Origin of the sequence: Trichocoleus sp. FACHB-40, assembly GCF_014695915.1 — a bacterium.
Taxonomy (GTDB): Bacteria; Cyanobacteriota; Cyanobacteriia; order Cyanobacteriales; family FACHB-T130; genus Funiculus; species Funiculus sociatus.
In genome coordinates this window covers 1-13,565 of sequence record NZ_JACJPF010000025.1, presented here as the reverse complement: position 1 = coordinate 13,565, position 13,565 = coordinate 1, and the positions used below count along the sequence as shown (strand labels likewise).

The window sequence follows — 13,565 nt, the reverse complement described above, 5'->3', positions numbered from 1 at the left end:
GTTTTTTGTGCTGCTTGATACATAATTTTAAAGTTGTTTTATCCTCCAAGTTTTTCCAATTGCCTCAACTGCATAGCGCAAATCAGACTGTTAAGGAAAATGTCTATATCTTGACAATACCTGTTTGATAAGCTGGGATGCCGTTTGAGTCATGTTGGGTAAGCTTCGATCCCGACGCAAGCTATCTGAATTACCGCCCTAAATCGGATATTCTCTAATATTGCCTTCAAAATTGACATCATGCTAGATTTATCAGGAAAAAATGCCCTAGTTACTGGCATTGCCAACAACCGCTCAATCGCTTGGGGTATTGCCCAGCAGTTACACAAAGCTGGTGCAAATTTGGGAGTCACTTATCTACCAGACGACCGAGGACGCTTTGAGAAGAAAGTCGCCGAATTGGTAGAACCTCTCAACCCCAGCTTGTTTTTACCTTGCGATGTTCAGAATGATGACCAAATTCGTTCTACATTTGATGCCATCCGCGATAAGTGGGGCAGGCTAGATATTTTAATCCATTGTCTTGCTTTTGCCAACAAAGACGATTTATCAGGTGATTTTAGCAACACCACCCGCGCTGGCTTCACCCAAGCTTTGGAAATTAGCACCTACTCGTTAGTTCAACTGGCTGGGGCGGCGAAACCGCTGATGACAGAAGGCGGCAGTATTGTCACCCTAACTTATTTAGGCGGCGTTAAGGTGATCCCCAATTACAATGTGATGGGCATTGCTAAGTCTGGCTTGGAAATGAGCGTGCGTTATCTAGCCTCGGAGATGGGGCCTTCTAATATTCGCGTGAATGCAATCTCAGCTGGGCCGATCCGCACTTTAGCATCATCGGCGGTGGGTGGCATTCTGGATATGATCCATCATGTTGAGGAAGTAGCACCACTGCGGCGAACTGTGACTCAGACAGAAGTGGGAAATGCTGCTAGTTTCTTGTGCAGCGACTTGGCAAGTGGGATTACGGGTCAGGTGCTGTATGTAGATGCTGGGTACGAGATTATGGGAATGTGATGTAGGGGCTGGGGATTGGGGACTGGGGAAAGAATCTAACTTACCCCATTCCCTAGCTCAATAGCATAGAATAATAAACTTACTTGTTTCTTGTTAGTGAACATCTGCTATGCAGACAAGCGATCGCGTTTCCACCACTCCGAACCTTGAACAACTTTTATCACCTCGCACGGCTACGGTTTCACGTAAAACGGGCGAAACTGATGTCTTGGTGACAGTAAACTTAGACGGGAATGGGACTTGTAACGCCAACACGGGCATTCCCTTTTTGGATCATATGCTGCATCAAATTGCCTCTCACGGGCTGATTGATTTGGATGTAGCCGCAAAAGGGGATTTAGAAATTGATGACCACCACACCAACGAAGATGTGGGGATTACGTTGGGGATGGCGTTCGGGAAAGCACTAAGCGATCGCAAGGGAATTGTTCGCTTTGGTAATTTCCTCGCCCCCTTAGATGAAGCTTTGGTGCAGGTGGCGTTAGACTTTTCTGGTCGTCCTCACCTCAGCTATGGCTTACAAATTCCCACCCAGCGAGTCGGGACTTATGACACTCAGCTGGTGCGAGAATTTTTTGTAGCGGTGGTGAATCATAGCCAGATGACGCTGCACATCCGACAGTTGGATGGGATTAATTCGCACCACATTATCGAAGCAACCTTTAAGGCGTTTGCGCGTAGTCTTCGTATGGCTATGGAAATCGATCCCCGTCGTGCTGGTACGATTCCCAGTTCCAAAGGGGTTTTGTAGGTGGTCAGGGGATAGTTCAGTTCGGGAAGATTAGCTTAGGTTGCGATCGCTAAGCAAGAGTGAACTTTCTCCTGCATCTACTGAGTATTACTTGAGGGGATTGGCAATATAGCCATACTTGTTGCTAATTTTTACTTTCGCTAATCCTTCAGAAAAAGGCAAAGCGTTATCAAATTGCGGCTGGATTACAAACTTTCCAGTTTTATCAACATAGCCCCACTTGCTGCCCCTTTTTACAGATACCAGCCCTTCAGAAAAGTCATAAGTGTTATTAAATTGCGGTGCAATCACGATGTTTCCGGCCTTGTCGATATAGCCAATCTTATCTGCGATCGCTATTCCCGCCAGTCCTGTGTAAATGCTACCAGCCCAATGAAATTGAGGCGCAATCACGAAGTCTCCCGTCTTATCGATATAGCCCCATTTGTCGTCAATTGATATCGCCGCTAACCCTTCGGAAAAAGGTTTAGCTTCATCAAATTCTGGTGGAATTACGACCTTCCCTTGCTGATTAATATAGCCCCACTTTTCGCCACTTTTAAAAAGTGCTAGTTCTTCGGAAAAAGATTCAGCCGAATCAAATTTCAGTGGGATTACAAACTTGCCACTCTTGTTGATATAGCCGTACTTGCTGCCCATTTCTACCGCCGCCATTCCTTGGGAAAACGGCTTAACTTCATCAAATTGCGGTGGAATGATGGCTTTCCCTGTCTTGTCGATATAGCCATACTTGCTGCCGATCTTTACTGCTGCCAGTCCTTGGGAAAACGACTTAGCTTCATCAAATTGCGGTTGCAATAAGAAGTTGCCACTTTTGTCAATATATCCCCATTTTCTGCCCATTCTTACTGCTGCCAGCCCTTGCGAAAATGACTCAGCCAAGTTAAATTGTGGTTGAATTAAGAAGTTGCCACTTTTATCAATATATCCCCATTTGCCGTTGATTTTTACCGCTGCTAACCCTTGCGAAAATTCATTAGCTGCATCAAATTTTAGCGGTATGGCTATTGGCGAATTAATTATCCGTTCTATAGTTGCTCCAGACTCGTTTTGACCGATACGATAACCTGAAATAGATTCACAGCCAGAAATTTGAGTTACCGCTAATCCCAACAGAAAGAGGAGAGTAGGCTGAAGCAATTTGTTTTTATAATTTGGAACTGGCTGGTAGCGAAAAGCAAAAGTGATAACGACCATCAGGCTTTAAAGGTACGCCAAATTATTCACCTCAATTTTCACATACTCAGTAGATGCGCTCGCGCGTTAGTTGTATTTAGCTCAAAAGAATATTGGCGGGTAAGAAAAACCCGCACATGAAAAACCAGTTTTCTAGAAAGAAAACTGGTTTTTCAGCATAAAATCTGGGCGCATTACGTGCGCCCAGATTTTTTATAATTTGTCAGAAGGCGTGCGAGGAGCAGTCAGTACATCCCAAGCTGCTTTGGCTGCTTCGGCTAAGCGATCGCCCAACGTTGAAACTTCCTTAACAATAGATTCCCAGTTCTTTTCTGTATCCATCTGGATGAGTTTAAACGAGTAAGCAATTCTGTCTGGATCGAACAGCTTATCGTGTTCAATTTTCTCCCGTGCTTGACGCACCGCAGTTAGATAAGTATCGCGGGTGAACTCAGTAGCATTTTTGGTTTCTACCTGCGCCCGTTTTTTAATCGCATCAATTAGTGCCTTTGTTTCATTCTTTACCTCATCGGATTCATGAGGCATATTCTCATTTACGAGGTCTTCCGTTTCTTGACTAATTGATACGATGGCGGTTTCTGTAGTATTTGGTGTTTCGGTATTCATGGATATTTCTCCTTTGATACTTTTAACTTTTGGTTGAGAATAAGAACGAATATCGTGCTTCATTCTTTATCCTCCCTTTAGCATCAAACACCTAACAAAGGGCATTTCTTGCTCCAGCTTAAGCAACGTTTGAATTCTTGCATCTGTCGAAGGGTGGGTGGAAAACAAATTACCCAAGAACTCGCCAGAAACGGCATTGACAATTAAGAGGGGTTTAAACGGCGCTTACCCTTCTGTACAGACTAGGCGCTTGACTAGCAGTAATCGGTTGGGCATTATAAGCTGCTAAGGGAATTTGCTCTGAGTAATACCAACCTCCCAGAGTGGTCACACCAACTAAACCAACCCCCATCAATGCACCAGTCCAGCCACCAATTAGCCAGCAGCTGACCGTAATTAAGAGGGTGCTTAAGAGAGTCAATAAGGCAACGGTCTGGATTTGATTCATCCGCTTGCCTCCTTTGAAGGCACTTGCTCAGATCAATCTCTATCTAAGCAATAACATTGTTGTAGTATGTTTGGCTTCAGTCTATCGGTGTAATCGCAGAGGCTTTGTTAGGAAAAGGCGACAACGAAGGTACGGGTTAACCAAGCTGACCGGAAAGGATGCTATCTTTAGACTTAACAATTTTTTTTCTAAGGCGATGGGGTTCGCCAAAACTGCCTTCTGGTCATTGAGCCTTTTGACTAGAAAGTTGATGACCCATACTTTCCTGGTTTACGGCGGGAAAGTAGGGCTATGTAGCTAATTAGCGACTCCTGACTCCTAGCAAACCGATATCAACAACAAATTGGGTTAGGAGTTGGGTAGCGTTAAAAAGTGCAATTTGGATTTTCTGGATGGGCTTTTTTGTCGGTAAAATTGCTCGTCGCTTGGGTGAAGTGCTGTTGAAAGTAGTTTTATTAGTCATCATTGGCTACGCTGCCACTCGTTTAATTTTATTATCCATTTATTACCGCTAGTGGCTTAGTTTTAGAAGAAATTGTTCAAGTCGCACCAGATTATGGGGTTACAAAAATTGTGATAGGAAACGAGGGGCATCAGCCTTGGGAACAGGTATTATATTGGTTGATTTTAGGGCAATACCGCCAGAATGAACTATTAAAACACTTCTAAATTTTCTTAAAAATAGGCAATTTATAGATGGGTTTGAAAAATTTAATTAATCAAATGCAACTTTTGACTGTAACACCTAACTGGGTGATAGAGGTACTGCAACAGCCAACTGTTCGCAATCCAATTGCAGTTAGTTTGGGAGCGATCGCGGGTGCTTTGAGCCGTTATTACTTGAGTCTCTGGTTCGCCGGGACTATGGGAGGAGGTTTTCCCTATGCCACTATGTTTATCAACCTCACGGGCTGTTTGGCAATGGGTTTCTTTTTCACTCTGGCTATAGAGATACCCAGCATTCCGCCAGAAGTCCGCTTATTGGTAGCAGTAGGATTTTTAGGTTCGTACACTACCTTCTCAACTTATGAGTTAGACACTTTCTTACTGTTACGGAATGCCCACAGTAACAACTTGTCCCTTGGCAATCTTTCAGTCGCTGCTTTTTACTGGGCAGGTAGTGCTATCCTGGGCATAATCAGCATTCAGCTAGGCACCATTCTTGCCCGGTGGGGCAAATAAAGCAGCTACTTGCTTACCGCACAAAAATTTTTGTGCGATCGCTCAGCAGGCTTACTGGTAAAATTTTCATTGGTCATGCAACGTCTGCTTTATTCCCATGTTGCTATGGGAGGCACAGAAACTCACATAACCTCTTGTTGCCTAACGTCATAGACTAAATGCAGCAACCAACTTAGGACTGTAGAAAGAGGGTCTATCTTGACTGACAGCAATATTCCCCTCCAGACGATCTCACGTAGTGAACTCCGACAGCTCGTCCGAATGCAGCTTCAAGCGCTACTTGAAGCTGGCGACCTTCAGGCCGCAAAAGCAATACTCGTGCCGGTGCAGCCTGCGGACATTGCTGAAGCCATTGAAGGGTTGCCGGAAGCAATGCAAGCTATAGCTTTCCGGCTACTTTCCAAAGATGAGGCTATCGAAGTTTATGAATATCTCGACTCCAGCATCCAGCAGACGCTAATCGATGAATTAAAGCGGCAGGATGTTCTCGATATTGTCGATAGGATGTCGCCCGATGACCGGGCGCGGCTATTTGACGAATTGCCAGCTACAGTTGTGCGTCGTCTGTTGGAACAACTTAGCCCCACCGAACGCCAAGCCACAGCCCAGCTTTTGGGATATACGGCTGGAACTGCTGGGCGGTTGATGACACCAGAATATATTTCTTTGAAAGAAAGTTTTACCGTCTCACAAACGCTGGAAAGGATTCGCAATTTAGCTAATGTCACTGAAACGATTTATTACCTTTATGTCACCGATGCGGCGCGACGGCTGACGGGAATTTTATCATTGCGCGATTTAGTGACTACCCAGCCAAATCAAACGGTTGGGGAAATTATGACCCGCGATGTGATTTTCGTTCATACAGATACTGACCAGGAAGAAGTGGCGCGGTTGATTGGGCGCTATGACTTTCTGGCAGTGCCTGTGGTAGACAAGGAACAGCGTTTGGTGGGTATTGTCACTGTTGATGACGTAATTGATATTTTGGAGCAGGAAACGACGGAGGATATCTACAAGCTGGGTGGTGTACAGTCGGGGGGCGACAATTATTTCCAGACCGATTTATTGACAGTGGCTCGCAAGCGCGTTGTCTGGCTGTTTGTGTTACTGGTGACAAATACTGTCACGGGTACAATTATCAAGTCAGAAGAAGACCTACTGCAAAAAGTGGTGGCGCTGGCGGCGTTTATTCCGTTGCTGACTGGTACTGGAGGCAATGTGGGGGCGCAGTCTTCAACTGTGGTGATTAGGGGAATGAATACAGACGAGATTCGCGCTATGGGGCCGCTACAGGTGATTGGGCGAGAAGCGATCGCAGGCGCAATGCTGGGAGTAATGTTAGGGTCTTTAGCAACAGTATGGGCTTACTGGCTGCTGCAAGGGGATTTGGCAGTGGCGATCGCTGTGGGGATCAGCTTAGTAGCTATCTCTATTTTAGCGTCTGTTGCTGGTTCCGGTCTGCCGTTCGTCTTTCGTCGCGTTGGTTTAGACCCGGCTTTGATGTCAGCGCCGTTTATCACTACTGCTGTTGATGTCTTAGGCGTACTAATTTACTTTAATTTGGCACGGCTAATTTTGCGATTTTAAGTATAGGAGTCAGAATGTAGCTTACCAAAAAGTTTATTTTAAGTCGGAGGGGGAAAGCGATCGCGCACCAAGGATCATATAGCAGTCCTTGCAGGAGTAATGAAATATTTTTTCGTTCGGATCTCGCCTGCGACAGGTTAGGAGATCCTGTCCTACATACACATGAAAAAAGGCAAAACGTGAACAATGATTTTTGCCTTTTTACTTTTTGCTTTTTAAAGTTGTGTTGGAGTATCAGGAGCAACTATTTCCCCTTCCATATTCATTAACATATCTTGATCGGTAATCAAGTCGCTTAACTCATTAAAAGTGACACCCATATCCTCACAAGCTTGCTTTAGTTCTTGCTTAAAGGTGCGTAGATTGCCGCCATATCCACATAGTTCGGCAGCAGTTTCAGCTCCCTGCTTTGCATTTGCTCTAGCACAATCAACTAGCTCTAAACCTTTAAGTGGTGTGGGTGATGCCATGATAGTTTTTATTTTTAAGTTAATTACACAATAGTTAAATATTTCCAGATGCTAATCCTTCTGGAGTTAGAAAATTAAGATGTTTTGGTAGCAATAACAAATGAAAATATTTTTTCTACTCATCAGAACGCCTAGTCCTATACCACCTGTGCTATGCACTCAAGACTATAGCAATTCAAGGGTTGAGTGCGATACATCTGTAGGGACATGGCAATGCGATGTCCCTATCAACGTAGACCGGATCTTAGAACCGCGATATATTCCATCCAACTGAGAAAAGATATATTTTCTAGTTTTGCCAGTATTGGCAAATAGCATAAGCTAGGGTGACAACACCAGTCACGATTGCAGATTCATTTACCTCAAACTGGGGATGGTGCAGTGGGTAGTTTTTCTTGTCTGCGTATCCAACTCCGAGACGGAACATTGTACCAGGAACGTGTTGCAGATACATAGAAAAGTCTTCAGCGCCGAGGGAGGGTTCGAGTAAAATTTGGACGCGATCGCATCCCCAAGCTTCTTTCGCCGCCGATTCCACCAACTGCGTTAGGGTTGAGTCGTTTTGCACCGAAGGTACTCCCCGATGATAGTTAACTTGATAGCCAGCACCGTAGGTTTTGCAGATATTGGCGACAATTCCCTCTATCCATTGAGGTAAATTGGCGTGAGTTTCTGGATGAAGCGATCGCACTGTTCCCACCAATCGCACAGAATCTGCAATCACATTCGGCGCACGTCCGCCCTCAATTTTACCGACCGTCAGCACCACCGGGCGCAGCGGGTTTTGCGTGCGACTAATTGCTTGTTGCAAAGTTGTAATTACCTGGGCCGCGATCCAAATTGCGTCAATTGCCTCATGGGGACGCGCCCCGTGTCCCGACTCTCCGGTAATAATTATTTCCAGGTCGTCTGCTGCTGCCGTCAAAGCACCGTAGCGAATCCCGATTGATCCGGCTAGAATAGATGGAAAGACGTGTAGGCTCATAATAGCGCTCACTTTATCCATTGCGCCATCTGCAACCATCCACGCCGCACCTTGGGCAATTTCCTCGGCTGGCTGAAACAGGAAACGCAGATTCCCAGGAAAAACTTCTCCCAGTTGGGATAACACCATTGCCGTACCTAAGCCTACCGTAGTATGGACATCGTGACCGCAGGCGTGCATAATTCCCGGCAGGCGCGAGGCATAATCTAAACCAGTGCGTTCTACAATTGGCAAGGCATCCATATCGGTGCGAACTGCCAGCAGGCGATTATCGATATTTTGTCCTTTTAATTCGCCAATTACGCCAGTTCTACCGATTGATTCTTGCACGTGCAGCCCGCAGGATGACAATACGCCAGCAACGTAGGCAGCAGTTTGGTATTCCTGTCCGCTTAGTTCCGGGTGCGAGTGGATGTGCCGCCGGATTTCGATGAGGCGAGGCGCTAGTTTTTCGGTTATCTCTTTGATACGGTTTAGCATAAAGTTATGTTAACTCGCACTACAGGCATAGTTCATCCCTTTTCCACTTTTTCCGGGATGTTGCATGCAACATCCCATAAAATTAGCTGTAACCATTAGGGTTTTTTACACAAACCCGGTTTTTAAGGAAACTTGGTTTCTTTCTAGATATTCAGTTTATTTACGCTTACTTAAGCAGTGCAGATAAATCCAAGGAAAAACCAAGTTATTTTTAAGTTTATTTTAACTGTAATAACCCTAGTTTTATGCCAACGCAGCCGTGATAACTTTAATCACATTATATATTTATTGCTAACAATCAGGGTTTCCTATGGCACAGCAACAGGTTAGGAAAACATCCTCATCTCAAGTAACTAAAATATTAAGGTGAAGCGATCATATCGGCTAAACGCAGACGAAAACCCAATATTGCAATATTGGTAAAAAAGGTGAAGATACTGCTTGCCTAGCTCGTGAGATCGCTATATGTTTACTATGGGCTGGCGCGATCGCGCAAATTGCAGCTTAGTTGACATTACCAGAATCTCCTATAGCTTAATTTAAACTACAGAATCGGGATCTACGCCCATAGCACGAAGTTGTTCTGCAAGACGTTGGGCGTGTTGTTCCGCAACTTGGGCGCGTTGTTCTGCAACTTGGGCGCGTTCTTCTGGTGTTAGGAATCTTTGCCCAAGCTCATCGTACCAGTACAACCACTCCCGCGTTATTCCTAGATAAGTTCCGCGTTCTGCACCAATACTTAAACCAACTTCAGGTAGCCAAACAGGATTACCCGGTTGCAAAACGTATTCGCCATCAACTAAACGATGAACTTCTAGGTGTGGCTTGCGGCGACGTTGAGGATTGTAAATTACGTAGTATAAAACACCCAAATCTGCGTATTCTTGCTTTTTCTTGGTATATTCGCCGCGATAAGTCTGAGAAACAACTTCTAGTATCATAATCGGGACGCGCTCTTCTTCCCAAGTTGCATAACTTAAGCGCAGTCCTTCATCAAAAATTCGCTCAACTCCTAAGCTGAGAAATCCATCTGGTACAATTGCAGGCTGATCGGGATCGTAGTAAATCCCCATGTCAACGCCAAAGAACCAATCCATGCGATCTGGCCAAGCCATAGCTAATATGGCTTTCAGCAAACCGGGAATTAAATCTTGCAGTTCATTATCCACAGGTGTCTCGTCAGAGTCGAGTAGTTCTTCGGAGGAAGGAAAATATTTTGGTGATTTGTACTCTAACATGACGGATTTCCCCTGGACTACTAGCTCTATGATACGTAGGTGGAGATAAATATTATAATTTGTAGGTTGGTTTGAGCAACCTCACCCAACAGAAAAGTTGTGTGAGGTTGGAAGGGTTCAGCTTACGCAGATTGATATTTTTTTAATGTCTTTTTAATCGCAGACCACAAAAGTTTTTTTGCCATCTACGAAGTAAAGCGCCTCAGAACAGTAACCTAGAGAACTTATATCTAACTGTTTGGGTGGTGCATCTGTTTGGCTTCCTTTCCACAGTTCAATCGCTGGTTTCTCCACATAGGTTTTTTGTTCTGGGGAACCTGGTTTCAAAGGGCTATAATCGCGGGCTGCTAAACCTTTTTCCCCTGCTGGTTTGAAATCCATTGAGGTATAAATTACACCTGCTTCTGGTTTGGTGATGCGCTTGTAATCTTTGACGAAATCTCGCTGAAATTTCCCATCACCTTGATTCAGCGACATTTGGAACCGGAAATCACCGAGTTCTTCACTCACTAACAACATGGCATAGTCTTTTAATCCATCTTGATTAAAATCAGCCGAGAAAATGCTGCAAGTAAATTTTTGTTTTGAATTCCCACTAGCTTGAAACTGGCGTATTGCGGGAATAAAATCAGCTTCTTTTGCAAGACGAAATTCCCCAAGAGATGCTTTGACAGGTTGCGGTACTTCTCCTTGACACTGCACATCTGGTAACTCAGCAGTTGGAGAATTTGCGATCGCAGATTGGTTAGACTGCGGTGTAGAGGTACAAGCAGCTAAACTGAGAGCCAATAGCGCTACTAGGGAAAGTTTATTTATCATAATTTGACAATAAAATTTGTGTACTTAAGTACAGATCCCCCCATGCGATCGCGTGTTCCGGAAATTTACGCAGACATAGCACCGGATCATCGCCAGCCCAACCAACGCAGAAAAGGCACAACGATGTAGTAACTCACGCCCAACCAAAAGGCAGTAGTGACAGCCAAAACCCCAAAAAACCCAAGGCTGACCAAAGGAGCGGACGCGGTAGGGATGAAGGTATAAGCTTGTAAAGCAGTCAAGACTCCAGCTGTGCCAGCTGCGGCAATAACAGCGTGAACCAGTTGATGGCTAGGCAAACCTAAACCAAGGGTTAAGGGGCCAACTGCAAATGCAATCAACGTTACTAAGCGCAGCACCGATCCATAAGGCATCACATGGCAAATCAGCCACCCTAAGCCGTAGCCGAAAATGCCCATCAGCCCAGCCACTAAACGCCGCTTGCGCTGTCCAAAGCCTCCGGCTTCCGTAAGACCCCAAGCTGTCCCCCAGCCAGCGGCAGCAAACAGCAGAACCGCTTGCCCTACGTGGGGGGGAATATAGGGAAAAATCGGGGGCAATTGGGCGAGAATAGTAGCGAAATTGGCACCCAACGGCAACACGTAAGCCAAGAAAAAGCCAGTTGAGGCAAACACACCAGCGCCAATACCGCCAACAATCATTTCCCAAAGCGTATCTAAACTAGCTTGTAAGGTTTTGGCGATCGCGCGAAAAACGAAAAGAGTAATTTGACCTACCCCTGTCAGGATAGATGCGATCGCTATTGCCACTAGCTTCAGACTTGTGCGGGCAAAGGAAGCGATCGCCCCGGAAAAAGACTGCGGTACGTTACTGGGTATTGTCTTCATTGAAGAAATCCCAGTCAAACGCTGCTGAATCTGGGCCGCACTTGCTGGTCGCTGGCGCACATCGTCTTTTACCATGTCATCCAGCAAGTCAGCCAAATCAGGGCTAATCGGGGCGCAATGCCGCCACCTCAACTCACCACTTGCTGTATCTTCCAAATCCGGCGGATATTGCCCACTCAGTAAGTGAATCATCGTCTTACCCAGCGCGTAAAAATCTGCCGCCGGCCCCACCCCACTCCCCATAATCTGTTCTGGCGGACTGTAACCCGGAGAAATCAACCGCGTTGAACTGGCAACAGAACCCAGCTGCACCGTGCCAATTTGTTTCGCACCGCCAAAATCAATCGCCACCAGCTGCCCAGTTTCTTGACGCAGCATCAAGTTAGAAGGCTTGATATCGCGGTGAATAATATTGCGGCGATGCAATTCCTGTAAAATCTCTAAAGCTTGGTTGAGCCAATTGCGTACCAGCGATTCTGGACACCCTTGGGGATACCGATCCAGAATATCCTGCAACGTTTGACCGTTGATTTTTTCCATCACCAGACAAGGTAGCTGCCGCTTGCCTAAGTCCACCACAAAATAGCTATCTGGCTCCACTCTGGGAACGCCCGGATGATTTAGACTTGCTAAGACCGCCGCTTCTTGCTCAAACAGTTCCAGCGCCTTCGGTGAAGATTCCAGCAAAACCTTCAGCACTCGTTCTCTTGACAGGTGCAAATCCCAGACTGTGTAAATCGCGGCGAATCCCCCAACTCCGAGAGGCTGGATGGGAACATAACGATGCAACAGTTGTAACGGTGCGCCGCAACTGTTGCAAAATTTGTTTCCCCAAACCTGGGGATAAGGACGCGGACAATCTGGATTTATGCAGTGAATCGCACTCTGTACAGACTGGGTCACAACCACACGAAGACACAGGGCTACACTCGATTCTATCCGACCGCAAGATACGAATCAGGAAACGTTCTCCGACGAGCAGGCAGAATCTACAGGCGTTGAGCATGGCCCGGGTTCATCATCGCTCAATACAGAAAATTAAATTGTACATATACATAGCTTGTCAAACGCCTCTTACGTTTGTGCCAAATACTCACTTAATGGAAAGATTGTTGGCTTCCTGCCATTGAGTCCATGCCGAATGCAAGTCCTCTTCTATAAAACCCTTTTTCCCTGGGTTTAAAGCTTCCGATAAAAGCACTTTCAGTGTTGGCGAATAAACTCCGTTAACCATTTCATGCCCGTAACCAATCACTTTGCCAATATGCCCAGTTTTTTGATTCACAACATCAGTACCTATATCGAACATAACTGCCTTCCTTCTTTGAGCTTTATGCCCCTAAGTTAGCGGTTATACTCAATACTGCCTTCCGTCAAAAGAACGAACCATTTCAGATGTGTAACACTTATATTAATAAGTTATTTGACATTTAATCTATAAATAAAACATATTAATTATATAAGATTTCCTTTGTCTTAATTATTCTGGAGATAAACTTTGAAGCAGCCTAAAAGAGCTGCTGCTTGTTTAATTCGGTTGTGGTAAAATCTCCTCTAAGGAAGATATATTTGTATAAGCAAATACCGTCCCCCTAAGAATGATTCTAGAAAAAGAACGATAGGAAAACAAAACTCAAAAAGGGCATTTGGACTTTGGGTACGCAAGCCGGAAACTAGACTAGTAGTTAGCGTAAGCTGGGTTGTGAGAACCTCACCTAACAAAACATAAGAGGATGTCTCCGAAGTGTCAAAATGTTAGTTTTATCCCCCCAGACTACCTTTTGGAGGGGGGAGAAGCAAGTCTTAATCCCCCTTAAAAAGGCAGGGCTGATTCATTGGAAAAAGGAAAATAGACGATGCACATCATGAGACAAATGTCGAAGTGCTTTGGTGATCGAGGCAAAACCGTGCTGACGAAATAGATTGATGGCGAA

The 13,565-nt window shown here is 45.3% G+C and carries 14 protein-coding genes, 1 pseudogene and 1 riboswitch; of the genes and pseudogenes, 6 read left to right on the top strand and 9 right to left on the bottom strand.

What is annotated here, in order from left to right:
• The first annotated feature begins 240 nt into the window (after positions 1–240).
• On the top strand, positions 241–1,017 hold the full coding sequence (gene fabI / locus H6F63_RS01890; RefSeq protein WP_190444090.1) for an enoyl-ACP reductase FabI: 777 nt from the start codon (positions 241–243) through the stop codon (positions 1,015–1,017).
• A 109-nt stretch (positions 1,018–1,126) separates the two neighbouring features.
• The gene (gene hisB / locus H6F63_RS01885) at positions 1,127–1,768 is read left to right on the top strand and encodes an imidazoleglycerol-phosphate dehydratase HisB (RefSeq protein ID WP_190634420.1); all 642 of its coding nucleotides are present in this window, start codon (positions 1,127–1,129) and stop codon (positions 1,766–1,768) included.
• 87 nt (positions 1,769–1,855) lie between these two features.
• Here hisB and H6F63_RS01880 read toward each other — a convergent pair whose 3' ends face one another.
• The 3 genes and pseudogenes from H6F63_RS01880 to H6F63_RS30830 form a co-directional block, all read right to left on the bottom strand.
• Positions 1,856–2,965, bottom strand: a complete 1,110-nt coding sequence (locus tag H6F63_RS01880) for a WG repeat-containing protein (protein WP_190634417.1) — start codon at positions 2,963–2,965, stop codon at positions 1,856–1,858.
• 192 nt (positions 2,966–3,157) lie between these two features.
• Positions 3,158–3,571, bottom strand: a complete 414-nt coding sequence (locus tag H6F63_RS01875; RefSeq protein WP_190444122.1) for a hypothetical protein — start codon at positions 3,569–3,571, stop codon at positions 3,158–3,160.
• A gap of 66 nt (positions 3,572–3,637) precedes the next feature.
• Positions 3,638–4,019, bottom strand: a pseudogene (locus H6F63_RS30830) (hypothetical protein).
• Positions 4,020–4,202: 183 nt separating this feature from the next.
• A riboswitch (Fluoride riboswitch) is annotated at positions 4,203–4,286 on the top strand.
• A gap of 125 nt (positions 4,287–4,411) precedes the next feature.
• Between H6F63_RS30830 and H6F63_RS30350 the strand changes: the two are divergent.
• The 3 genes from H6F63_RS30350 to mgtE all read left to right on the top strand — a co-directional run bounded on the left by H6F63_RS30350 (position 4,412) and on the right by mgtE (position 6,791).
• The gene (locus H6F63_RS30350; protein WP_277876323.1) at positions 4,412–4,534 is read left to right on the top strand and encodes a hypothetical protein; all 123 of its coding nucleotides are present in this window, start codon (positions 4,412–4,414) and stop codon (positions 4,532–4,534) included.
• Positions 4,535–4,742: 208 nt separating this feature from the next.
• A complete protein-coding gene (crcB, locus tag H6F63_RS01865; protein WP_190634415.1) occupies positions 4,743–5,201 on the top strand; it encodes a fluoride efflux transporter CrcB in 459 nt (152 codons plus the stop codon).
• 198 nt (positions 5,202–5,399) lie between these two features.
• Positions 5,400–6,791 (top strand): magnesium transporter, encoded by a 1,392-nt coding sequence (gene mgtE, locus H6F63_RS01860; protein WP_190634413.1) that lies wholly within the window; start codon positions 5,400–5,402, stop codon positions 6,789–6,791.
• Between the two features lie 215 nt (positions 6,792–7,006).
• Here the strand turns inward: mgtE and H6F63_RS01855 are convergent, their stop codons facing one another.
• On the bottom strand, positions 7,007–7,261 hold the full coding sequence (locus H6F63_RS01855) for a hypothetical protein (RefSeq protein ID WP_190634411.1): 255 nt from the start codon (positions 7,259–7,261) through the stop codon (positions 7,007–7,009).
• Between the two features lie 100 nt (positions 7,262–7,361).
• Here H6F63_RS01855 and H6F63_RS01850 point away from each other — a divergent pair, with 100 nt between their 5' ends.
• Positions 7,362–7,535: a hypothetical protein gene (locus tag H6F63_RS01850; protein WP_190634409.1), complete on the top strand. Its 174-nt coding sequence runs from the start codon at positions 7,362–7,364 to the stop codon at positions 7,533–7,535.
• A 15-nt stretch (positions 7,536–7,550) separates the two neighbouring features.
• Here H6F63_RS01850 and H6F63_RS01845 read toward each other — a convergent pair whose 3' ends face one another.
• The 5 genes from H6F63_RS01845 to H6F63_RS01825 form a co-directional block, all read right to left on the bottom strand.
• Positions 7,551–8,726 carry a M20 family metallopeptidase gene (locus tag H6F63_RS01845; RefSeq protein WP_190634407.1) on the bottom strand — a complete coding sequence of 392 codons (1,176 nt, stop codon included), beginning with the start codon at positions 8,724–8,726 and terminating at the stop codon, positions 7,551–7,553.
• A 539-nt stretch (positions 8,727–9,265) separates the two neighbouring features.
• Positions 9,266–9,964 carry a Uma2 family endonuclease gene (locus H6F63_RS01840; protein ID WP_190634405.1) on the bottom strand — a complete coding sequence of 233 codons (699 nt, stop codon included), beginning with the start codon at positions 9,962–9,964 and terminating at the stop codon, positions 9,266–9,268.
• Positions 9,965–10,117: 153 nt separating this feature from the next.
• On the bottom strand, positions 10,118–10,783 hold the full coding sequence (locus H6F63_RS01835) for a hypothetical protein (RefSeq protein ID WP_190634403.1): 666 nt from the start codon (positions 10,781–10,783) through the stop codon (positions 10,118–10,120).
• 86 nt (positions 10,784–10,869) lie between these two features.
• On the bottom strand, positions 10,870–12,534 hold the full coding sequence (locus H6F63_RS01830; protein WP_190634401.1) for a serine/threonine-protein kinase: 1,665 nt from the start codon (positions 12,532–12,534) through the stop codon (positions 10,870–10,872).
• Positions 12,535–12,724: 190 nt separating this feature from the next.
• Positions 12,725–12,940, bottom strand: coding sequence for a hypothetical protein (locus H6F63_RS01825; protein ID WP_190420176.1), 216 nt, complete (start codon positions 12,938–12,940; stop codon positions 12,725–12,727).
• Positions 12,941–13,565: the final 625 nt, after the last annotated feature.

Coding starts and splice junctions, on each gene's coding strand:
- hisB (WP_190634420.1), top strand. CDS start 1,127: ATGCAGACAAGCGATCGCGTTTCCACCACTCCGAACCTTGAACAACTT.
- crcB (WP_190634415.1), top strand. CDS start 4,743: ATGCAACTTTTGACTGTAACACCTAACTGGGTGATAGAGGTACTGCAA.
- H6F63_RS01840 (WP_190634405.1), bottom strand. CDS start 9,964: ATGTTAGAGTACAAATCACCAAAATATTTTCCTTCCTCCGAAGAACTA.
- H6F63_RS01850 (WP_190634409.1), top strand. CDS start 7,362: ATGAAAATATTTTTTCTACTCATCAGAACGCCTAGTCCTATACCACCT.
- H6F63_RS01880 (WP_190634417.1), bottom strand. CDS start 2,965: ATGGTCGTTATCACTTTTGCTTTTCGCTACCAGCCAGTTCCAAATTAT.
- H6F63_RS01855 (WP_190634411.1), bottom strand. CDS start 7,261: ATGGCATCACCCACACCACTTAAAGGTTTAGAGCTAGTTGATTGTGCT.
- H6F63_RS30350 (WP_277876323.1), top strand. CDS start 4,412: ATGGGCTTTTTTGTCGGTAAAATTGCTCGTCGCTTGGGTGAAGTGCTG.
- H6F63_RS01835 (WP_190634403.1), bottom strand. CDS start 10,783: ATGATAAATAAACTTTCCCTAGTAGCGCTATTGGCTCTCAGTTTAGCT.
- fabI (WP_190444090.1), top strand. CDS start 241: ATGCTAGATTTATCAGGAAAAAATGCCCTAGTTACTGGCATTGCCAAC.
- H6F63_RS01875 (WP_190444122.1), bottom strand. CDS start 3,571: ATGAATACCGAAACACCAAATACTACAGAAACCGCCATCGTATCAATT.
- H6F63_RS01825 (WP_190420176.1), bottom strand. CDS start 12,940: ATGTTCGATATAGGTACTGATGTTGTGAATCAAAAAACTGGGCATATT.
- H6F63_RS01845 (WP_190634407.1), bottom strand. CDS start 8,726: ATGCTAAACCGTATCAAAGAGATAACCGAAAAACTAGCGCCTCGCCTC.